We start from the raw sequence: 22,292 nt of genomic DNA on the forward strand, positions 1-22,292 counted from the left end.
TTTTCGCAGATCCGATAATAGCCTGTGTAGCACCCTTGTGGAGCACCCAGGGTACACGCATTTCGCGTCCTCCACCCAGTCGAATCCTTGCCGATTTTTCCTGCGTCCAATTTCCTTGACCAGTTTTCCGGTTCGGAGGCCCGCCTCCAGTGCGCCGCGGATTGCGCTACCAACGGTCTCCCTCGGCCTCGCCTTGCGTTGGATTGGCACAGAGCAACTAGAAATATTCGAATCCTTTCGCGCCAAAAATAAATCCGCGACGGGCGTTGGAGGGGCTACAGAACCAAAGCTGAGTCGATCGTGCCCTGACAGCCTCGTGCTCAATTGAGTTTTGGAACCTCACCTGAGCCCATCTCAGCGAACCGCATTTGGCGCGTCGTGGAAGCGCTCGAATCCTTGAAAATAGTGGCTGCGTGGAAAAAGGCGCGCGAACCGGAGAACGTGCGGAATCTTATCGACTTTAGTCCCCTTTAGAATCGCAACTTATGCGCTAAGGATTGCGTTCATCGCGCAACCTGACGCGCGGCGACGTAGTCGCCGCTGGAGCGATCATTATTGCCATGGTCACGACACCCGACCGTTCTCCTGAAATCCTCGGCAACCGATACGCCTTAGGCAATTCCAGCCGCTCCGGCGCACAGGCAATCGTAACGCAGGCGTTCGATACGCAGGGAACTAGGCCCGTCGCGATCAAACGGATGCGATTTGGGCCCGCCGACGAAAGGGCGCGCGAGGGCTTCCAGCGCGAGGTCCAGATGCTGCGGGGTCTTCGTCATCCCAACATCGTGGAGATGATCGACGTCGACCGGGACGGCGACGGGAACTGGTATATCGTTCTCGAGTGGCTGCAGGACAATCTGGAGACCGTCATCCAACGGAACGGGCCCTGCTCCTGGGACGATTTTTGGCGGCGCTTCGGCGGACAGATCCTGGACGCCGTCGTTTACGGGCAGAAAAAGCAGATCGCCCACCGCGACATCAAGCCGAAGAACATCCTGGTGTCGTCGGAGGGTGTGCCGAAGCTCGCCGATTACGGGATAGCGAAGCTTCTGGACAACGCCGGCAGTTGGGCGCCGGTGAAAGGGCTCACCTTCAGGTTCGACTACACCAAAGGTTACACGCCGGCGGAGCCGGACGCCGTCGGGAGCATCTTGAGTCGCGATTGCTACGCCTTCGCAGCGGTCGCGCTTTCGTGCTTGACGGGCCGGATCTTCGACAGCGAGGAAGACCCACGGGTCGCCCTGCAGGAGGCCGTCCTGCCCAGCAACATCCGCGTCATTCTCGAGCGATGCCTGGACAAGGACGCTTCGAAGCGGCCTGCGCTGGCGTCGGCACTTCTCAGCGAGATCGAAAGGGCGGAGGAGGAGACCAGACGCGCATCGGCCGCCGTATCGGTCTGTCATCTGTCCCTGTCGAGCGCCGTTCTGACGAGGATTTGCTCGCGCATGGAGCTTCAGGACCGGAAGGACGCCGAGCGTTTCGTGCGGGACGAACTCGATGAGGTCGCGGGGCTCATGCCAGCCGACGTGCCAGCCGGTGTCGAGAAGGCCGATGTTGATCTGGTCGGCGCGACGTGGCGATTCAGATGCCGTTTCAGCGGGCGCCACAACGAGGTGCTCGAGCTGGTGCACGTTCTCGAAGTCGACGCCTCCCTCGCCACGAGCCTCAGGGATCGCTGCCTGACCCGGCCGATGTCGTTCACCTTCGACCGGCCGCGCGATCCGGAAACGGCTGGGCAGCAGCTCGGGCTGCTGCTCGCCGAGGCGGCCGAGCTTCAACGGCAGTTGGCCGAGGAACGCAAGGCCAGGTCCGGCCAGCGGATCTTCCGCGTTTGGCGCGGCTACTTGCGCGATCGAGCCGACCTCGAGGCGAAGCGTACGAGTGCCATCAAATATGTCGATCGGAGCGTCGTGGAGGATCGAGTAGCGCTGACCACCGAACTCGCGCAAAGCGAAGACCTCGTCGGACAGGAACGTGTGATCGTGCTTCCGGTCGGCGGACGGGTGACTGGCATCGTCGCCGGCGTCGCGTTCAACAGGATCATGCTGAACGTGACGTTCGGCGATGCGAGCCGGCTGCCGAGGCGCGGAGAGCTCGCGATCAACACGCTCGCCGCCCAACGGGCCCTTGACCGTCAGACCGCGGCTCTCGATACCGTGCTCTACGACCGGGCCGAGTGCGAACAGCTCAAGGGTATCATCATAGATCCGCATACAGCGGAGCCGGTGGTGGAGGTGCACGACGTCGTTCCGACAAGCGCGGATTTCGACGAGGAGAAGAAAGAGATTCTCGCCAAGGCCTTGGGCGTGCAGGACATCCTCGCGATCGAGGGGCCTCCGGGCACGGGCAAGACCAAGCTGATCGCGGAAATCGTCGTCCAGTGGCTGAAGCGCCATCCCCGGCATAGAATCCTGCTGTCTTCGCAGACTCACATTGCTCTGGACAACGTCCTTGAGCGGATCACCGAGATGGAGCTCCCGCTCGAGATGATCCGCATCGGCCGGAGCGACGAAGCGCGCATCTCCGATCTCGGCCACAAGCTCCTGCTCGAGCGGCGGGTCGAAGCCTGGATCAAGGACGTGCGCAAGGCGGCCGAGGCGGACATGCAGAGGTGGGCGTCGGAGAAGAATGTCGATCGCGAAGCGGTGGCGGTCGGCATGAAGGTCGAGCGTCTCCTGCAGGTGCTCGCGATCCAAAAGGGCCTTCGCGACAGCATCGCCAGGCAGGAAGCCGACCGGGTCAGCGTCGAGAAGACAGGAATCGATTCCGCGGGTGGCCCCGCCGATCAGGACGAGGTCGAGGAGGAGACGACGCAGATCGACAGCGAGATCGGCGTCAGCAAGCAGGCGCTCAAGCGGGCGATAGCCGAGGAAAAAGACCTACGCGCCGAATTGCAGAAGATGGGCGAATACGCCGCGGGCCTCGCGCAATCGAAAGACCTGGACGAACTCGGAGAATGGGCCGCCCATTTCCTAGCTGACACGCCCATGATCACGGCTTGCCGGGATCGCCTGAAGCTGCTCGAGGACTGGCTGTTGCGGGTCGGCCGATCCCCGGATTTCAACGCCGCGATGCTGTCGTCGGCCCAGATCATCGCGGGGACGTGCGTCGGCATCGCCGGCGTTCGGGGCATGGAGGAGGTCGCCTACGATCTTTGCATCGTCGATGAGGCGTCCAAGGCGACCGCGACCGAAATTCTGATCCCATTGTCTCGCAGCAAGCGGTCCATCATCGTCGGAGATCCGGAGCAGCTTCCTCCATTTTTTGAGCAGTTGGGTGACGACCTCTTAGACGAGTTCGAGGCCGATGAGGTCAAGGCGACCCTCCTCGATAGGTTGCTGGACGAGCAGGCGGGCCTTCCCGCGGGATGCCGCGCGGGGCTGAAGAGCCAGTACAGGATGATCGAGCCGATAGGCGATCTAGTCAGCACCTGTTTCTACAAAGGCAAGCTGAAGAGCCCGGTAAAGTCGCATGGGCTGAAGTTGTCCATGGCCTTCCCCAAGCCGGTGACCTGGTATTCGACCCAGGATCTGCCCACACGGTTCGAGGAGCCCGAAGGATTGACCTTCAAGAACCCCACCGAGGTTGCGCAGATCCGCAAGATACTGCTGCGCCTCGAGTTCGTCGCCAAGGCTCAGAAGGAGCGCATTTCGGTCGCGGTATTGTCCGGGTACACGGCACAGGTGAAGCTTCTCGGCGAAATGATCCAGCGCGGGATTGCCGAATGGCCGTCGCTCGACGTGGCCTGCTCCAGCGTCGATGCGTTCCAGGGGCGGCAAGCCGATGTCTGCATCTACTCGGTCGTCCGGTCGAACGATGAGAAGGACCTCGGTTTCCTGCGCGAACGTCCTCGGCTGAACGTCGCCTTGTCCAGGGGCAAGAGCGGTCTGGTTATCGTGGGAGACAACTTCTTCTGCCGAAACGTCGGCGGTAAGAATCCGTTCAGGTCGGTGATCGACTATATCGACAACAACGAGAGCACCTGCACGGCGGAGGATCTTCAGTGACGCCCGAGCTTGCAGCGAGGAAATACCAGTTCCGCGAGGGCTTCCATCTCGTCGACTACGGCGAGGTCGGATTGCCGATCTTCCGCCTGACGCTCGAGGCCATCACGATGGCGCCTCGGTTCATGCCGACCATCCAAGAATTCGCTATGCGCTGCCTGGCGCTCGGGGAAACGCACGAGGCGGACGTCGCCAACATGCTCGGACTGAAGCTCGATGTCGTCATCGGAGCCATGAACGTGCTCATTTCGGACGGCTACGTCACGAGGGAGGCGGACAGCGACGGTCCCGACACATTTCATCTCACCGAGGCCGGCGAATTGCGCCTTTCGTCCGACCGTTTGGAGGTTCCCCAGGAGGAGATGATCGTCGTCGACTATGACGGTATCCGCCGAATTCCCCTACGTTTGACGGGTGAGAGCGTCGTGCGCCCGGCCCTGCTCCAGGGGACCGGGGCCGTTCAAATCCGGCCCTATCCGGCGGAAGCGCCCGGGGTCGACGAATTGGCCATCCCGGACATCTCGAAGGTCATTCGCCGACAGCGGAGCGAGGACTTCCGTCGCACCGTGCTTTCTCTGAAGCGCGTGGTCAGGCGCAACAACCTTTTTCGGGAGGGGGTCGCGCTCGTCTACGCCGCCGACAAGTCGGACGAGGTCCAGGTGGCGTTCGTGATAGACGATAAGCTTTCCGACGCGTATGAACTCGCCTTCGCGCAGCACGGCGGCCCCAAAAAGATGGGTTTTGTGCGGGCGATCGCGGATACCGATCTGAGCAAAAAGCTCGAAAAGATGGTCGGGCGTCCCATGTACAGGAGCATGCCCGATCGCGAGGCAATGATGGCGGCGCGTAAACTGGAGCTCGATAGTCTGGTGGAGGTGGACTCGGTCAGAAGAGCCGCGGCCGGCTTGCCTCCGCGCGGCCTGAACCCCGTGGCCGCAGCCCTGGTGGCGGCGGAAGAACGGCTGGAGATCGCAAGGCAGGGGATGGATACGTTCGAGGTCCGTCCACTCGCATGCTACGAACAGACCGAACTTCTCGATGCGGCCTTGAAGGCGGCCCGCAGATCGTTGATCGTCACGAGCGCCGGACTGCAGCCGTCCATCCTCAACGCGGCCAGACTGCGCGAAATCGATCTGTTGATAGGAGGGGGTGTCCAGATCGAGATCGAGTCCTATCTCACTCCCCAGACCGAACCGCGCACCGGTGGTCGATACGATCCCCTATCGGAATTCGCCCGTCGCGCCGCCAAAGGCGGGTTGACAATCCGGAAGGGCCGGACGCAAGACTTCTTCTTCCTGGTCCAGGACGACGAGCTGGCGGTCATCTCGACGCGCCCGTTCCTGGGCGAAGTCTCGCGCCGGACGGGTTTCATGCGCGTCCAAGGACTCGTGACTCGCAAGCCGGCGTTCGTCGAAGAAATCAGGAGCATCGTGCTCGGCAGCAGCAACCCGGTCGGACGACATGGCAACTAACCGACCGGTGTGGACCGCCACTCACGTCGGCCGCGTAAGAAGCGCGAACGAAGATCTCTATCTCGTCGGCGACCGGATCGGTCGCGAACCGATCGAAAGCTGGTCCGGAACGCTCGCGGGCGATCACGGCTGGGCCGTGATCGCCGACGGCATGGGCGGACACGAAGGCGGCAAGATCGCCAGTCGAACAGTCGTCGAAACGATCGCGGGATCGATCGATCGCGCGCGCGACGAAGCGGATGTCACGTCCATAATCGCCGATGCCAACCGAAGGCTGTTCGAGAGGATGTATTCCGGCGAGGGCAGACCCGGTATGGGTACGACCATCGTAGGAGTCATCTACTTCGAGAACTCGGCGCTCGTCTTCAACGTGGGAGACAGTCGCGCGTACGAACTCCGCCGGGGCCAGATGCTTCAGTTGAGCCGCGACGATACGCTGAATGTGGATCGGGTTCGAAGAGGCGGGCGCAGCCACGCGCTCACCCAATCGCTCGGCGGCACGACGACACCGCAGGCTTTGCGTCCCCACATCCGGCGTTTTAAGCTCGAGGACCACGTCGGCGTACTGCTCTGCTCCGATGGTCTCAGCGACATGGTTGATCAAGATGAGATTGCGGGAATTCTCCTGCGACAACCTGACAGTCCCGCAGAACGGCTTGTGGCTGCTGCCCTTGATGCCGGCGGAAAGGACAACGTGACAGTAATCGTCGTCGGCGCCCGAAAGTAACCCAGTTTCGCGCCGAGACCGCATCGGCAGAGCGCTCTGATCGACGAATCGCGTCGGGCGCGTTCTTCTGGCGCAGCGGGCGAAGAGTTGCATTCGAGGCTGTCGCAGCTAAGATGTTAAAGACCGGGGGGTAGGGTGCGCGTCGTTCATGTGCAGTGCGGCCCGTTTGCCAATGCAAGCGAACTGAGGGCCTTTAAAGCAGTCGATCAAGCGTTCCGTCGCGTCGAAGGGACGGGGACCGCCTATGTCTTAACCAACCTTACCTTTCCCAATCCCCACGGCCAGGCCGACGAGATCGACATGGTGGCGATCGGTCCGGGTGGCGCAGTGGTGATCGAGGTCAAACATTGGGATGGGTCGGCGCTGCGGCGAGGCGATCTCGCTGATCCAGCCGCCCAGCTTATACTTGCTAAGGCCAAACGCGTAGCGGGCAAGCTGCGCGCGCTCGATGCCCGGCTCGGGTACGTGCCGGCTGCGTTTCTGCTCACCCGCGAGGCAGGACCGCTCAAGCGCAATGGGCAGCAGGCCCGCCACTCTCTAGGAGTACTGGCCTATAGCCTCAAAGACGTGATGGAGCTCATCGCAACGCCGGCTTCGGCGGATGGGATCAATGCCGACAAGCTCGCCACGGGTCTTGCCCCGCGCCACAATCTAGCTGACGCGGCACGCCTCAAACGGCTTGGCCGCTTCGACGAGCTCACATTGTTGACACCAGAAGACGACCGGTTTCAGCGGATCTTCACCGCGCGCGATCCCTGGACTGGTGATCGCGTGCTATTGCATTGCTATGATCTGTCGGCGGCTCCGGCGGGCGAGGCAGCAGAGCTCACCGAGCGGCGTGCCCGCCGCGAGTTCGACGTTATTCGTCGCTTTCAGAAATCGCTGTTTCTCCCAAGCCTCGTCGATTCCTGGCAGCCGCTGCCCAATTATGCTGGTGAGATGTATTTCTTTAGCGTGAGCGACAGCGCAGCAGCAACGGTCGCAGCGCTCAAGGATCAAGCGCAGTGGACGTTCGCTGACCGTCGCGATTTTGCAATCCGCGCGCTCCTAGCTCTCGCTGAATTTGCCGAAGGATACGACGGCCCGCTGCTCCACCGCGCGCTCGATGGCGCAAGTGTGCGGGTGCGAGCCGACAATTCGCCGTTGTTTGCCGGATGGCGCTGGGCGCGACTCACGCCGGCGCAGACTGTCAGCGGCCATGAGACGTCCGATGAGCTTGGCGGCTTTGCCGCACCGGAGATCCAGTCGAACGGTCTCGCGGCAGCGACCCCGGCATCAGACCTCTATAGCCTTTGCGCGATCCTGACCGAGCTTTTTCCGAGCGATAGTGCACGCGATATCCGAGAGATCCTTGCGCTCGGCCTCGACGCGACACCGCACAATCGGCCAAGCCCACGCGATCTCGCCGAGCTGTTGCAGGACAAGGCTCCGAAGGCTTCTGTCTCAGCGATCGCCGAGCCAGAGCCAGTGTCGCCCGCGCGCTGGGACGAAGGCTATCGCTTCACTTGGAAAGACGCCAAATATCGCGTTGTGTCAGTTCTCGGCCAAGGCGGCGCCGGCCGTACGTTCAAGCTTGAGCAATTGAGCGGTGACGATGACGAACCAATCGGCACCTTTGTCGGGAAGGCGGTATTCAACCCCGAGCTCGGCCCAGCCTCGCTGGCTGCTTATCAACGCCTTCGCCCGCTTTCGCTCCGCGAGGGTCTGTCCAACGTTCTGGAATGTGCCAGCTCTTGGCAAGCCAACGACCTCATGACTCTGCTTCGCTGGGCGCAAGGCGCACCGCTGAATGCCTGGCTGGGCGACCTTGAGTTCATTGCTGAAGTGGCCGGCGAGGACACGACTGAGCAGCTCGTGTTGGGCTGGTTTGAGAACTTGTGCGCCGCACTCGATGCGCTTCACGCTCAAGGCTGGGTGCATGGCGATGTCAGCCCGTCGAATATCCTGGTGGATGAGACCAAGGTCGTGCTCATCGACTATGATCTGGCTGGGCCGATCGGGCATCAACCGCGCGGCTCCGGGACGCTGCTCTATGCGTCGCCTGAGCGCCGGGACGGCGCGCCGGTCTATGCGCGCGACGATATCTACAGCCTCGCTGCGAGCCTATTTCACGCGATCACCAATCGCCCACCCGCATGGGCCAGCACAGGCTCCGGCTTAGCCTGGACAACCGAGGAGCGCGGGGCTTTTCCGAGGCTGATTCCGATCCTTGATCAGGCGACCGCGAGTTCGCCGGAAGGGAGGTTTAGCGATGCAGCGGCGGCGCTGCGTCGCTTGCGCGACGCGCTGCCGTCCAATCGGCCGATCGAACCCGCGATCCTCAAGGTGCTCGCCGAGCCCGAACCGCTGCGGCCTAATTTCGTGCCGCGCGTCAAGGATATCCTCAGTGCCTATCCAGGTTCACGCTTTGGCAACACTGAAACTCGCGGGTTGGATACCGATTTCGCATTCGACACCTACGTCCCCACAGCGCTCGACATCGCGCTCCCCCGGGCCATCGCCTCGGGCGAAATCTCGCTTGTGATCCTGTGCGGCAATGCCGGCGACGGCAAGACCGCGTTTCTGCAGCAACTCGTGCGCACGCTGGGCGGTGACCCGCCGCCTTCCAGTGAACGCGTGTGGAAGGGCCGGCTTGCTGGCCGTGCTGCCACCATCAACCTCGATGGCGCGGCGAGCTGGAAGGGACAGTCCGCCGATGCGCTGCTCGATGAACTCTTCGCCCCCTTCCTTCATGGTCCTGCAAATGACAACCGCGTTCATCTCGTCGCGGTCAACGACGGACGGCTGATGGAGTGGATCGACCATGCCGAGGCCGATCATGACGAGACGGCATTAACGCGCGATCTTGCCTCGGCGCTTGCCCACAAGGGCGGTGCGCTGCCGCGCCATATCCGGCTGATTGAGCTCAATAATCGCTCGCTCGTCGGTGGTCTCGACCTTGAGCGCGGTACGATTTCGACCGACTTTGTCGACCAACTGGTCGGACGTCTGATCGGCGGCGCCGAGGCTCCTAAGATCTGGGCACCATGCCGCAACTGCGCCGCGCAAGCGCGCTGTACCATGAAGCGCTCGGCGGACATGATGGGGGCCAGCGACGATCGAGATGTTCGCGCGCGGGGCAATCGCCTCAGGTCGCGACTAGTCGACGCTCTCCAGACTGTGCACCAGCGGAACGAGATCCATATCACCGCACGCGAGCTCAAGGCTGCAATCAGCTACATCTTGTTCGGGCTCTATGCGTGCGAGGACTTGCACGACAATCCCGAGCTTGAACCCCATGATCCCGCCGATCATGCGTTCAACCCACAGTCCCCCAATCGACAAGGTGAGTTGTTGCGGGAACTCGCCCGACTCGATCCGGCCCTTGAGGCCCATGCACGCATAGATCGTTATCTGGTTGGGCGTGGCACGCCCGATCCAGCGCATGGTGCGCAGCGCTTTCGGGACATGGTCGGGCGGCCGCTGCCGCTGCGCGATGCGCGCCGACGCGCCTATTTCGCCTGGTCGACCGATCAAGTGCGGGCGGTCGGTGGCGACGATCATGCGTTGACCTTGCGAGAAGGACGTCGGGCGTCTGAATTTCGTCACTTTCCGTTGTTTTCGAGCGACGAACAGGAGGCGATCAAGCGCCGCTTGTGCGAGGGGTTGTCGCGGCTCGAAGCCTTACCCGAGTCGGCCTATCGCCAGGATGATCGGGTGCCGATCCGCGTCGTCCCGCGCACGCCGACCGAAACGGCCTTTTGGATCGAGAAGTCGCTGGCCCGCTTCTCGCTCGAGCCCGAGCGATTCCAAGTGACCGAGGGCTCGGAGACGCTACACCGCTTCCTCACTTTGCGGTTTCAATCCGCACACGGCGGGGTGGAGGAGCTCGTTGTTCCGCTCGAGCTTTATGCTCTACTTATGGATCTCGCCGACGGCGTACAGATCCTGGACGCCTTCTCCGACGACGTTTTCGCCAATCTCGGGGTCTTTACCAGCCGGCTTGCGCAGGAAGACGAGCGCGCGCTCAACGCCTGGAATCCGGCGGATGGCGAGCGAATCCATCGCTTGTCCGTTGCAACCCGCGACGACCGCCAGTTGATCTTGCTTACCCAGGAGTCGGCCTGATGCCGAACGAAACCCGCCAAGTGGTCGAGTCGGTGCTCGGCAATCACATGACCGCCCAGATCTGGACCAGTACCTATCCCCCGGTTTTTCCCTTTACACCGCAGGATTTTTCGGTCGGGGCGATCCTGCCGATGGTGCTCTACCTGTTTCGCTGGGGGCATCGCCGCGGCAAGGGACGTTTTGCCGAAACCTATGGCGCGGGCGGCACGCCGACAATCAAATCCACGGTCTCGCGTCTCGTTGCCGATCCGACGATTGATGGATTCGACAGCGACATCGGGCGCGCGATCCTCGGCGATTTTTTGCTTACCTCGATCCTTGAGAACAAGCGCCGCGTCGAATCGCACGACGAACAAATCCAGCGCTGTTTTGCCAATCATTATTTCGCGTCCTGGATCGACCTTCCGCTTACCGCTGCAAACTTGCGCGGCGTACCCGAGATGGTGACCGCGTTGATCAGCAACCAGCGTGAGGGCGATATGGTCGAACCCTTTGCCGAGCGCGGGCGCTACAGGGTAGGCGCACGTGTCCAGGACAATGAGCTCCTCGCCGCGCTCGCGCCGGGAACGCAGACGATCGGCGCACTCAAGAGCGATCTTAGGTCGGACACGCTCGACGAGGCCGTCCCCTTGCCGCTCGATCAGTTGCTCACGGTTCGGCTTGCTCAGGGCTGCGGCGAGGCGCCGAGCAAGGCAGTCGGGCGACAGAATCCCGGGCCGATCCCCAATCAGCGACCGATTGCGGTCCGCGCGGCCGACACATTCCGAAATGATCTGCTTGTGTTTCTCGATTGCTATGCGCGCGGCGATGCCACCCCGCGTGCGGCACTCTTGTCTATGCTCGAATCCGCAATGGCGGTCGGGCTAACCGTGATCTTCGCCGCGACGGTGGACATCATGAACCGCTGGGGAGCGGACGGTGAAATACCGGAAGTGGACACGGCGACCAGTTTCCCGTTATTCATGGATTGTTCGAGCGGGTCCGATCCGGCGCTGCGGGCAAGCTCAGAGGAGAGCGGTTTTCTGATTCGTCAGGCCGTCAACCGGCTGCCCGCTATCCTCATGCATGCACGCCTACTCGACTATTACGTCCGCAACGAGTCCGACATAGATCGACGCACGCTTCCGCCGACCTCGCCCAACGCCACACAATGGCTGAACCTTCTAGGGAGCTTTCTCAACGGCGTCCATGAGGAGGCGCGTGACGCGCGGCGCTACTTCAGCAAGACCGCGCGCAAGCTGCGCGAAGCAGCGGACAAAGCCGAGGATCTCGAGCTGCGTACGCTGCTTGGCGAGGAAGGCGGCGAGGACGATCCCGGGCGCTCGCTCGCCGAGGCCCTGAGTGCGGCGTTCACTGGGTCCGCCAATGGCGGCAAGGAGCGGCTCAACAATTTCCTATCCTCAGCGCTGATGATCGACGAGGTGAACGGGCTCGCTAAGCGGCGCAAGGTGGCCTTGTATCAAAGCCGAAGGAAAGGACAGCATCGTCGCGGCGACGCTTTGTCCTTTGTTCTCACCAACCCCGTGATCGAATATTTGGTCCACCGCCACGTACGCCTCAACGGTAAAGGGCGTAAAGCGCAGTCGTTATCGTACCCTGCTTTTTTGCGCATCCTCAGGGAGAACTATGGTTTTTATATCGATCGCGCGCCGCCGAATCTCGCGGTGCCGAGCGACCTTCTGCAACGCAATCGTCGCATGCTTGAACGACGACTGCGCGATTTGGGCTTGTTAACTGGGGTCAATGATGCCGAACGCATGAAGAAGCTCAAAGCACGCTATCGCGCGCACCAGGATCGCGACGGAGCGATGGAGGATGCAGCGTGATGGGACCCGAACACGCCAAATTGTTCGCGCAGGCGATCACCAATATCTTGAGCGCTCCAGTCCCGGGTTCAATTGCATTCCTACGTTGCTTGACGTCTGACCAGGTCGATGTGCTGGCTGATAGCGACGCGTTTCATATCCCGGGCTGGACCATCAACGCAGTGATCGATATCACTGGCACACGCCGTATTACCGCCGATCAGGCGGTCGAACAACGCGAGGACAAGGGTGATGCCGCGCTCTTAATCATCGATCCGTTACGCGCGGGCGCGGGTCTCGATGGCATCTACAGCGCCGGGCGCGAGATCGGTGAAGCCGAGCTCTTCAATGAGGCGCTCACTCTCGCGCGCAGGCCCTTCTGGGGGCATATGAGTGTGCTCGATGAGGCGATCCGGCGTGCCGAACGGCTTGGTCGACGACGCCGAGTGACGCCTTGGGCCAAGTTCGATTTCTATGTCAGCGCGTCGCAGAACGCCGGCCGGGCCGTGGCGCGCCTGGGGCTGTGGCCAATCGCATGCGAGGGTGATCCCTCGAGCAGCGAGCTCGACTTGTCAGCCGAACTCGCCGATCGCTTGCTCTATGTGAGCGACACGCGCGTGGTCTCCGAGCGCGTGCGGGCGCTCGTCCTTGATGAAGCTGATACCCACGGCCCCGAACTCGAAAGGGCGCTGCGCTTAGTGGCGGGCTTGAGTCCCGAAGAATCCGCCCGCCGCATCGAGGACCAGCCGAATCTCTGGCTTGGCGCTATCAAGCCGGGATTTGCCAGCGAGGCGCTGCGCCTGATCCAGCTCACGTCCTGGCGCGATACGAAAGGCAAATTGCTCAAATGGTCGGGGCTCATCAACGCAGAAGGCGAAGAGACTACGCCGCGGCTCATTCTCGATCGCAATGCGCGACCAAGGACCGCGCGCAGTGTGTGGTACGTTGGACTACGAACCCAGATGGACTAGCGGCTGGCAGTGTCGATTATCGTATCTCAGTAATTGCCGGCGAGGACGTATTGACCGAGCGTGTTGTCAGCCATCGCGACCATCGCTATCAGCAGGTCGTGATCGGCGTTGATGATTTCGACGAACTCGAAGGCAACGAGAAGTTCGACGCGATCGTCCAAGTGACCGCAATTGGCCGAGATGACATCGCTGTCGTGCAAAGCGAGCCATTCACGCTCGAATTTGGTGAAGCAATTAAATCGCTCAGCAGCGCGTCCGGCCAGGAGGTACGCACGCTCATTGAAGGTGCGATCGGCGTTGGCGATCGCGAACAGTTTGACCTACTGGTAGCTGGGCCAGAGGCGGCGACGCGTCCGGTCGAGGACCGGAAGGGCTATATAAACTGGAAGGGTGAAGCCGCGAGCCGCGGGGCGCGCGTCTATCGCCCCTGGTTGCTGCGCGTGGTGGAAAGAGATTGGGAGGCTCGAGGCGGACCGATCGGCCATTGGATCCAGGTCGTCCGCGCTGATGGCTCGCCGATCGGTCCCTTGCAATTCGTCGAACTCGAACCGGACGATATTAGCCCGACCACAGAGCGCGCCCGAGATGCCTGCCGCAAGCTTGCTGGCGAACTAGGGCCCGCCGGGTTGCTCGGCCGAGTGCTCACCAGCGGCTGGAGCGCGGCGGACAGTTATGTCAACGCGTGGGAGAAGGCGTTGGATGGCGGCGCCCCCGCGCTTGCGCGGCACGGCACCATTGAAGTTCGTAGCCAATCGGGACAGCTCATTGGCCTCTTGGTTACGCCGCTCCATCCGGTGCGGTTCGCGTGGCATGCTCATTATGACCAAGCGATCGCGCATGCACGATACGAGCAGGGTCTGTCGCCGAGTCACGTCCAGAAGTCGGTCTCGCCAGTTGACTCCGCCTTCTTTCCCTTCGCGCTGCCTGGAACAGCGGGTACACGCGGATTTGTCTTTGCCGACGTGCTGGGGTTCCACACGGTCGCGATGACGCTCGATGGTGAGCTCGAACCCAAAGCCGCGACCGCGCTTTTGGCCGCGTGCATGAGTGACAACGTTGCATCGGCGCCATCTATCGGTGAAGCCAGCGCCGGCGCGATCGCTCGCGAGCTTGGCCATTATCTCGACTGCTATGGCGGCGCAAGCGGCGAGCGCCCCGATCTTCTCACCATCCAGGCCTGGCGTGCTGGCGATGGGCTGACCGTAGCCCGAGCGCTTGGCCAAACGCTCGCGGCGCGCGGCGTCGATGAAGACGATGAAGCCGCTTCCTCGCTGTGCTTCACGCTCGATCTCTTCCATGCAGCCAACTCGACCAGCGCGGGTCAGTTTCTGGCAAGTGTTGGGCGTCGACGGCGTGCCGGCGGGCACGTTCTCGATGCGCGCGATCGGTGGCTTGCCGACACGGCTGCCCGGCCAGGTGAGGTCCTGGTTCCTCGCTTGAGATGGGCCAAGCAGGAAGAACCGGCCATCGACAACGACGCCGCTTGGAATGCCGTGCGCGCCGCGCACGTCAGCCTGGCCTTCGATTTGTTTCGCACTGAGCTCGACATTATTCCGGCAGCAACATTGTCAGACTCGCGCCCGTTGCACGCATGGGGGCTCATTCGTACCCTCGAACGACACGCGTTGGACGGCGAGGAGCTGGCCTGGGTCACCTATGCAGCGCCCGAACTGACCGGCGAGCCGAGCCCCGACAATCGCACCGCAAGCGATCGGCTGCGCCGCATTGACCGTGCGACAGCACGTGCAACCGCCCGAGCGCTTGGCGGAGCCGCCACCGATTGGCCGGTGCTGAAGACAAAGCTGCCTGCTGAGGATCGCATTCGCCTCGATCGGCTGCATGACCGCAGTGACTGGGTGATCACGCTCGACCGCAATGCCGCACTTGATTACTTCGATGCGCCGCGCGAGAGCCCTGACACTTATGAACGGTTCGTGATCGACACGGTGCCCGAGCGCACCGACCTCGCCGCGATCCAGCTCGTCACCTCGACCACCAATCTCGATTCGGTTCGTGATCTCGTCGACGAAGCGCTTGGCGGTATGGGTTTGAGCAGCAGCGAGCGAAACAGCCGATTCCTGGTCAACCAACTCAAAGCACTGAGCGGCCGCTTGGCGATTCGGCTTTCCGATGGCGGCACGCGGACCGGCGAGCTGATAGCCCTTGCTCTTATGCATGCGCATTGCGTCGCGGCGGGTGGCCGAGGGAGCACCTGGCTCAACGTCGAGCAGGGCATGCTCATTCCGGTTGACGAGATCGCCGATCACGCACCCATCGTGCTAATGGCCGAGGCCGATGGCGACAGCGCCCGACGCGCTGACTTCATCCATGTGAGCGCGCCGACGCGAGGTCCGCTTGAGTTCCGGTTCGTCGAAGTCAAACATCGCCAACATCTCAGAACCGCCCGCCAGCCCGACATGCTGGAGCATATGGTCGCGCAGATGAGCGAACTTAGGCAACGCTGGATGGATTGGTTCTTTAGCGAGACACTAGCGCCGCTCGACCGCGTCGTCCGCCGCGCGCAGCTCACCAAGCTGCTACGCTTCTATGTCGATCGTGCCAGACGCCATCGGCTATCAGATCGCGCCTATGCACGGTTGACCAACGAGATCGACCAGCTAGTCCTTAAGGACGTCTATCAGCCCGGATCGGTCAGCGATTCCGACGTGGGCTATATATTCTGCCCGGAACATCGCACCGGTCAAGCGGAGCGGATTGTTTCAGAAGGCAGCGACACTGGGTTGTGGCTGTTTGGACCAACGCTCCTGCCTGATGAAGACGGTGTGGGGGCCGGACGCCCGATGTTGCCGCTCACGCTCGGCGAGCCTGCCGCAGCCGCCGATTTAGCTGGGCTTGCCCGCGACGACGATTCCGCGCCGTCAGATGGGCGTCATGACACGCCCGACCGCGGCGAGCCGCCGCCGCGCGAGAAGGCGGCCACCCGACCCACGCCGCAATCGCCATTTTCGCAAGCGCCTGGATCTGCTGAGATCGCCTCAAACCGAGTTACATCCGACGACGCGCCAGCGCCGCCACAATCACACTCTGGGCAAGTGAGCGATCAGGACGTGCCAGGCGAACTCAGCGGGGGGGCGACCGACGAAGCGACCCCGAAAATTGTGCCCCCTACGCTGCCAGAGATGCCAGCAAGTGCATTACACATAACTCGGACCGACCCAGTCGAGATTGGGCTCGGCGAGACGCTCACGGGTGTGCCGGTCTGCTGGCCCGTCTCGATCCGCACCAATCCGCATGTGATGATGGTCGGCCTGCCCGGCATGGGGAAGACCACCTCCCTTATTAACATCGCCAAGCAGCTTACCGCGGCCGGCATCGCACCGGTGATCTTTTCCTATCACGACGATATCGACGACAAGCTCGCTGCAGCGATTGGACCGATGCGGACGATCGACTTCGATGGTCTGGGATTCAATCCGCTGCGCGTCGATGCGCCGGGGCCCATGGCGTATATCGATGTTGCCGGGACCCTGCGCGATATCTTCGCCTCGATCTTTCCCGACCTTGGTGAGATCCAACTCGAGGAACTGCGTGGCGCGATCAAGCAAAGCTATGACGATTTGGGCTGGAATGATCGGACCCGCGAGCGGCCACAGCCGCCGCGGTTCCGATCGTTTCTCGACATCCTGAAATCTCGCCCCAAGCCGAATCAGAACCTGCTCGCGCGGCTCCAGGAACTCGCGGACTATGGCTTTTTCGACGGTGACCAGAAGGACGCCGGGATCCTCGGCGCCCCGCAACCGACTTTGATACGCGTGCACCTGAGCACCAACGATATCGTCCAGCGCGCCTTTGCAGCCTTCGTGCTCTATAGCATCTACAAGGACATGTTCCGCCGCGGCGTCCAGAACCGCCTCACCAATGCGATCATCTTCGACGAGGCGCATCGCGCCGCCAAGCTCAAGTTAATCCCGCGCTTTGCCAAGGAATGTCGCAAATATGGGCTGGCGCTGGCGCTTGCCTCGCAAGGGGTGCGAGACTTCGATGGTGCGCTGTTTGAAGCAGTGGCAAGCTATCTGGTCTTACGTGTCACCGAGGCCGATGCCAGAGCTCTGGCGCGCAACACCGGTCCTACGGCGGATCAGCAGCGCACCACTGATCGTCTCAAGTCACTCGAACCTTATCACGCGATGTTATTTAGCGCGGCAACCGCAAAACCGCTGACCCTCCGTCTTTCCACGGGCTGAGTAACGCCTGACTCGGACGTCGCCGTGAGTAATGTCGGCCGTCCCGTTGGAGTGGGTCTACTGAAGCTGCTTCTGCCGTTCCCGGAGATTGGTGACCCAGGTGGACAGGTCCCGGATATGCTTAAGCAAATCTGCCGGTGGTGGTGAAGCGGCATTGCGCCCACGCGACGGATCGTGAGCGTCCGTAATGTCGCAACAGGTCTTAAAGCCTGCTGCCCAGGCCGTTGCATCGGCTTCGGTGAGCGCCGTTACCTTCTTCAGGTCGCGGGCGTTGATGTAGTCGCGGTGACGGTTGACCACATTGCAAAATGCGACGTCTTCTAAGGCTCGCTCCCAAGTACTGCGAAGCCGATTGTAGAAGGTGACGACCGCAGCGTTGTATGCCTCATCGTCATGCGCCTCGTAATACCTCGCAGCGGCCCGCGCTTCTTTTTCAAGGTTGTCGAGCCGTTCTTTGACCTTCTGGCCTGCCCAAGGCAGACCATTGTTGACGATACCGGCGCCGAGGCCGCTCTGCGTCAGGGATATCTCCTTGAGCGCTACGCCGCTCTTGTGTGCCAGCGTCTGCAAGTCGTTCAGAAACACCAGATCATGCGTAAATACTACGATTTGGCGTACGCCAGCCTCCTCGACCAAGCGCTCTGCAACCTTTTGGCGCCAACGGTGATCCAGCGAGGAGACAGGATCGTCGAACACCAAGCATGAGGCATGGGCGGCGGTCGCCAGCTCGGTCAGGAACACAGCGAGCGCAACACACGTTTGCTCGCCTTCGCTGAGGACGGAATGCACTTTCGCCGTCTCGTTTGCGAAAAGGCGAATTTGATACTGTGGCGACCCATATTTGCCACCGGAGCGCACGATATCGACGCGTACCCGGCTTGCCGCGAGTTTCTGAATCTCTTCCTGGAAGCGATCCCGCACTCGCGGCGTGATGACATAATCGGCAATGTTGTTGCCGAGGGTGGTAATAGCCCTGGTGCCCGTTTCAGTTAGGCATTTCGCGATCCGGTCTAGCTGTGCGAGCCGGGTTACCTCGGCCCTGGCCTTCGGCAGCAGGACGTCCAACGCCTTGCGATCTCGCAGGGCATCGCGCTCATCTTCTAAGCGCTTGCGGCCGGCCAGATCGGCCGCCGCAGCCAACTCCTCTGCGTAGCGAGCTGTATCCTCTGCAAGCTGTCGCGTCAGGGGGACTGGATCGGCCGGCAGATTCGGCATCTGCACCGTCCCCGGCTGATTCAATGACGACAAACAGATGAAGCGGCGCAAGCGGGCCGCCGCAAGACTACGTAAGACGGCCGCAGCAACTGATGGAGCACGGATCGCAAGCTGGCGTCGTAGTGGAAAAGCGGCGATGCGAACAGGCTTCGATGCTAAAGCGAGACGCGCTTTCTCGAAGTTGCGCTCTGCTTCTTGGGCGAGCTTCTCTGTATCTGCCTTCACGAAGCGCTCGAAGCTGCTCATGCGCGTTGCGGCCTCCTCGGGCAGTGTCTGGTGACAGAGCACGCATATTGCGTCGCCCGCTGCAGGGGGAAACGGGCCCTCAGGATACGCGACCTGCTCCGAATACCGCCGTGCCGCTTCCCAAAGGGTGCGCCACGCTGCTCCACCAACACCTTTGATTGGCGCGCTCCCGAAGGCCGCTTCCGCAGCAAACGTTGCGGCGCCGCGCTTCTGGCGTGCGTCCTCAGCCAGGGCAAGAAGGTTCGAGAGCACCTCGTCTGTCGCGCCCGCAAGGGCGTTCGCTAGATCATCGGCAAAGCGATGTAGGGATAAGGCCAGAGCGCGCTCCTCGCCGGCAGCTTTCAGCGGATCGCGCGCCAAATCCTCATTCAGGCGAACGAGCCGGCCTTCCTCTGCCTCGGAGATGGGCGCCAATGCCTCAAGGGCCGCTAAATCCGTTGCCGGCGTCAAACTGGATAGAATGTTCCCGACTGGCGAAGTGGTGCTGAAGATCGGCTTGATGAACACGGCATCCCGGGCGGCTTCCAGCTTACCCTGCTCGGCCGCCAACGCCTCCTTGACCGCTTGGCAGACGCCTGCCAGCTCATCGGGAATGTCGAGCCCGAAAGGGCGGAAAGCCACTTCGTTTTCGCTTCGTACATGTACCGCGCCGCTGTCGCGGTCAAAGACCCAAACGGCCGACAGAATCGGGTGCGGCTTGCCATCGTTAACCCAAGGGATCGCAGGTGCGGCCACGTTCCCGGCAGCATAGGCGATTGTCGCGCTCGCAGTCTGAGTGGCAGATGGATCGAAGGCGTTGGGCAGCAGATCGCCAACGAAGCGGGCTCGACAGGCGCGCTTTAGGATACGCGCATAGCCTGATTTGCCGACGCCGTTGTCGCCATAAATCACAGTGATACCGGTGGGCTCAAATGACAATGTTTGGCCGCTGGCAAGCCGATTGACCCCTGCCACATCGGCAATGGAGGTCAGGGAGATTGCAGCTTCCGCCGCAGCGACAGCCGGCACATGTTCGGCGGCTAGAGGCGTCGCGCTTAGCTCGATGTCTCTCGCGCCTCGGCCCTTGAGGCATAGTTGTACCAACTCAGCCAGATCCTCCGGCAGCAGCTTGCCGTTGGCAACGATCCGGCGCAGCGCATCCCGCTGCCAGAGAGGACGATCCAACGACCATTCGAGGATCATGTCTAAGACGGATTTAGGCTGCGCTGCCGTCATGGATTGCCCCCTCAGCGGAGCCAATCCTGAGTTCCCCATTCTGGCACCGATTCTGCTGACATAACGCAAGATCGGCTCAGTTACATGCAGAGATTGAGTAGCAGAAAGTCTATATTGCAGCTGCAGGCCGGATGTTGCGCTTCGCTGCTGCCATGCTTAGACTCCAGCGCACGGCATGCAGCGTAAGCTGACGACACGGCCGCCTCTCGTGGTTGATTGACCTCACGGATGTGGCGAAAGTGTTGGCCGCTCTCTCGGCTACCGCCGCACCAAGCACCCAAACGCCACATTGGAAAATCTGTTGCCGACCAGATCAATTCGGCTGACGGTAGATATCAGCTCCAAGACCTCGTCCTTGCGCCGACGGCAACCGCCGGCTCCCTGTTTGAGGATCCGTCTTCGATGAGTTCTTCGGCGGCCATTAATGCGCTGAGGCGCGTTAGCGCCTGCGCCACGATGCGGCCCTGGGCCTCAATATTCCGGATTATCTGCACCGGCGTGCGGTCATCCAACTTGGCGACCGCGTTCGGGTTGACCGCTTTGAGATCGAACACCTGCGCGTCGATGCCGGCGGCTTCCGCTTCCAAGTCGCGAGCAGCCTTGTCCTGTTCACGGATGCGCGCCTCGACAGCAGTAATCTCGGATTCTGGCTCTCCATTCCTTTTCAGCCGTTTAAGCTTTTCTTTCAGGTCCACCACCTCGGTGCGGATCGCGGTGGACTGCTCCAACAAGGGTTGCATCTTCGCCCGCGCCTCGGCACGGCGAGCGGCGAAGTCCATCGTCCACGAATAGCGGCTGTCGCCCTGCGGGCTGCCACGATGGGGCAGCAGCGTCGCGTAGCTCGGGAAGTGATTACCAGCGTTGGTCTCATCGGCTGACCACTCCGCTGAAAGCGTAGCGGGTAGTTGCGCGTCGGGCAGCACGTTGCCGGCCTTGCCGAAACCGAAGTGCGCGAGTGTGAGCGGCGTCTTCTTGCCCACCTTCACGTGTGACAGGTCGTAGTACCAAATGCGCTCTGTCTTCTTGCCCTTGGTGAAGAACAGCAGGTTGGTCTTGACGCCGGCACCGGCAGTGGAAAACACCCCGCCCGGCAGGCTCACGATGGCCCACAGGTCGCATTCGTCCAGCAGCTTGCGCTTCGTCTCGACAAAGGCGCTCTCGTTCGTGCGAAACAACAGGCCCTCATCCAGCACGATGGCACAGGTGCCACCTTCTGCCAGCTCGGCGAGGATGTCCTGCAAGAACAGCACCTGCGTGGAGCTGGTCTCGAAGGCGAAGTTCTTCTGCGCGTCCTTGCCCTCCTTGCCGCCGAAGGGCGGGTTGGCCAGGATCACGTCGAACTGCTTGGGCGCCTGTTCGAACAGCGCGCCATACGTGGCGCGGCGCGTCAGCGAGTTGCCGTGCCACAGGTTGGGTTGGTCGATGCCGTGCAGCACCAGGTTGGCAAGCGCGATGGGGTACACCAGGTTCTCCTTCTCGCGGCCGAAGAAGGTTTCGTGTTTGAGGGTATCCAAATCCGTGCTGGTGGCGCTCTCGCCCAGCTTCCGCGCAATGTGCTCGTAGGCCACAGCCAGGAAGCCTCCCGTACCGCAGCAGGGGTCGTACACGGTTTGGCCGAGTTTGGGAGGTACCGTGTGCACCATCGCCCGGATCACTTCGCGCGGCGTGAAGAACTGGCCGCCGTCGGAGTTCTTCTCGCCCATCTTGAGCAGCAGGTCCTCGTAGACCTGAGACAGCGTAAAGAAATGGGTGTCGTCGATATGATCGATGCTGATCTCGTGGACCCGGTCTAAGATGTCGCGGAGGTTCGTCTCGGAATCCACCCGAACCTTCTCTACAGCCGTCATGATGCGACCGATGACACGCTGCTTCGGCGCCGCCGCCGGGTTGGGCAGCCCGGTGCGCATGTCGATGTCCAAGCTGTGCAGATGCGGAAGCAACGCCTTGTTGATGAACTCGAACAGCTTGCCGTCGCCCGCTGCGAACAACTCCTGCCGCTTCCAACCGAATGGCTTGCCTTCGGGCGTCTTGGGGTGCTCGGGCTTGTCGGACCAGGGCGCCGCCCAGTCCTGCCATCGATAGGGCGCGCGCAAGGCGGGTGTGAAGCTCGCGCCCACCACCTCCGCCTTCTCCTGATCTCGCGCCTCCTGCGCGTCGAGGATGCGCAGGAACAGAATCCACGTCAGCTCCGGCACGTACTGCAGGGCGCTGGCGCAGTTTGAGCGCCGCATGATGTCGCAAATGCTTTTGACGAAAGCTGAAAGCGACTGCGTGGAGGCGATAGCCTTGGGTGCTTTGTTGGTTTTCTCGGGTCGGGCCATATTT

At 61.9% G+C, this 22,292-nt stretch carries 9 protein-coding genes; 7 read left to right on the forward strand and 2 right to left on the reverse strand.

Annotated features, from left to right (window positions below; all coding sequences use genetic code 11):
- The first annotated feature begins 560 nt into the window (after window positions 1-560).
- The 7 genes from P6U29_RS02125 (at window position 561) to P6U29_RS02155 (ending at window position 17,291) form a co-directional block, all read left to right on the forward strand.
- A complete protein-coding gene (locus tag P6U29_RS02125; protein ID WP_407116116.1) occupies window positions 561-4,007 on the forward strand; it encodes an AAA domain-containing protein in 3,447 nt (1,148 codons plus the stop codon).
- On the forward strand, window positions 4,004-5,476 hold the full coding sequence (locus P6U29_RS02130) for a hypothetical protein (protein ID WP_407116117.1): 1,473 nt from the start codon (window positions 4,004-4,006) through the stop codon (window positions 5,474-5,476). Before P6U29_RS02125 ends, P6U29_RS02130 begins: the two co-directional genes overlap by 4 nt.
- Entirely contained in the window at window positions 5,466-6,203 is a 738-nt protein-coding gene (locus P6U29_RS02135; protein ID WP_407116118.1) for a PP2C family protein-serine/threonine phosphatase, read from the forward strand. Before P6U29_RS02130 ends, P6U29_RS02135 begins: the two co-directional genes overlap by 11 nt.
- Before the next feature lie 135 nt (window positions 6,204-6,338).
- Window positions 6,339-10,310, forward strand: coding sequence for a protein kinase domain-containing protein (locus P6U29_RS02140; RefSeq protein ID WP_407116119.1), 3,972 nt, complete (start codon window positions 6,339-6,341; stop codon window positions 10,308-10,310).
- On the forward strand, window positions 10,310-12,136 hold the full coding sequence (locus tag P6U29_RS02145) for a hypothetical protein (protein ID WP_407116120.1): 1,827 nt from the start codon (window positions 10,310-10,312) through the stop codon (window positions 12,134-12,136). The genes P6U29_RS02140 and P6U29_RS02145 overlap by 1 nt, the downstream gene beginning before the upstream one ends.
- Entirely contained in the window at window positions 12,136-13,086 is a 951-nt protein-coding gene (locus P6U29_RS02150) for a hypothetical protein (protein WP_407116121.1), read from the forward strand. The genes P6U29_RS02145 and P6U29_RS02150 overlap by 1 nt, the downstream gene beginning before the upstream one ends.
- Before the next feature lie 50 nt (window positions 13,087-13,136).
- A complete protein-coding gene (locus tag P6U29_RS02155; protein WP_407116122.1) occupies window positions 13,137-17,291 on the forward strand; it encodes an ATP-binding protein in 4,155 nt (1,384 codons plus the stop codon).
- A 57-nt stretch (window positions 17,292-17,348) separates the two neighbouring features.
- Here the strand turns inward: P6U29_RS02155 and P6U29_RS02160 are convergent, their stop codons facing one another.
- On the reverse strand, window positions 17,349-19,967 hold the full coding sequence (locus P6U29_RS02160) for an AAA family ATPase (RefSeq protein WP_407116123.1): 2,619 nt from the start codon (window positions 19,965-19,967) through the stop codon (window positions 17,349-17,351).
- A 335-nt stretch (window positions 19,968-20,302) separates the two neighbouring features.
- Complete coding sequence (locus P6U29_RS02165; protein ID WP_407116124.1) at window positions 20,303-22,288, reverse strand: N-6 DNA methylase; 1,986 nt, start codon at window positions 22,286-22,288, stop codon at window positions 20,303-20,305.
- Window positions 22,289-22,292: the final 4 nt, after the last annotated feature.

The organism is Bradyrhizobium sp. LMG 9283, assembly GCF_045571415.1.
Lineage (GTDB): Bacteria > Pseudomonadota > Alphaproteobacteria > Rhizobiales > Xanthobacteraceae > Bradyrhizobium.

Coding starts and splice junctions, on each gene's coding strand:
- P6U29_RS02160 (WP_407116123.1), bottom strand. CDS start 19,967: ATGACGGCAGCGCAGCCTAAATCCGTCTTAGACATGATCCTCGAATGG.
- P6U29_RS02145 (WP_407116120.1), top strand. CDS start 10,310: ATGCCGAACGAAACCCGCCAAGTGGTCGAGTCGGTGCTCGGCAATCAC.
- P6U29_RS02125 (WP_407116116.1), top strand. CDS start 561: ATGGTCACGACACCCGACCGTTCTCCTGAAATCCTCGGCAACCGATAC.
- P6U29_RS02165 (WP_407116124.1), bottom strand. CDS start 22,288: ATGGCCCGACCCGAGAAAACCAACAAAGCACCCAAGGCTATCGCCTCC.
- P6U29_RS02135 (WP_407116118.1), top strand. CDS start 5,466: ATGGCAACTAACCGACCGGTGTGGACCGCCACTCACGTCGGCCGCGTA.
- P6U29_RS02150 (WP_407116121.1), top strand. CDS start 12,136: ATGGGACCCGAACACGCCAAATTGTTCGCGCAGGCGATCACCAATATC.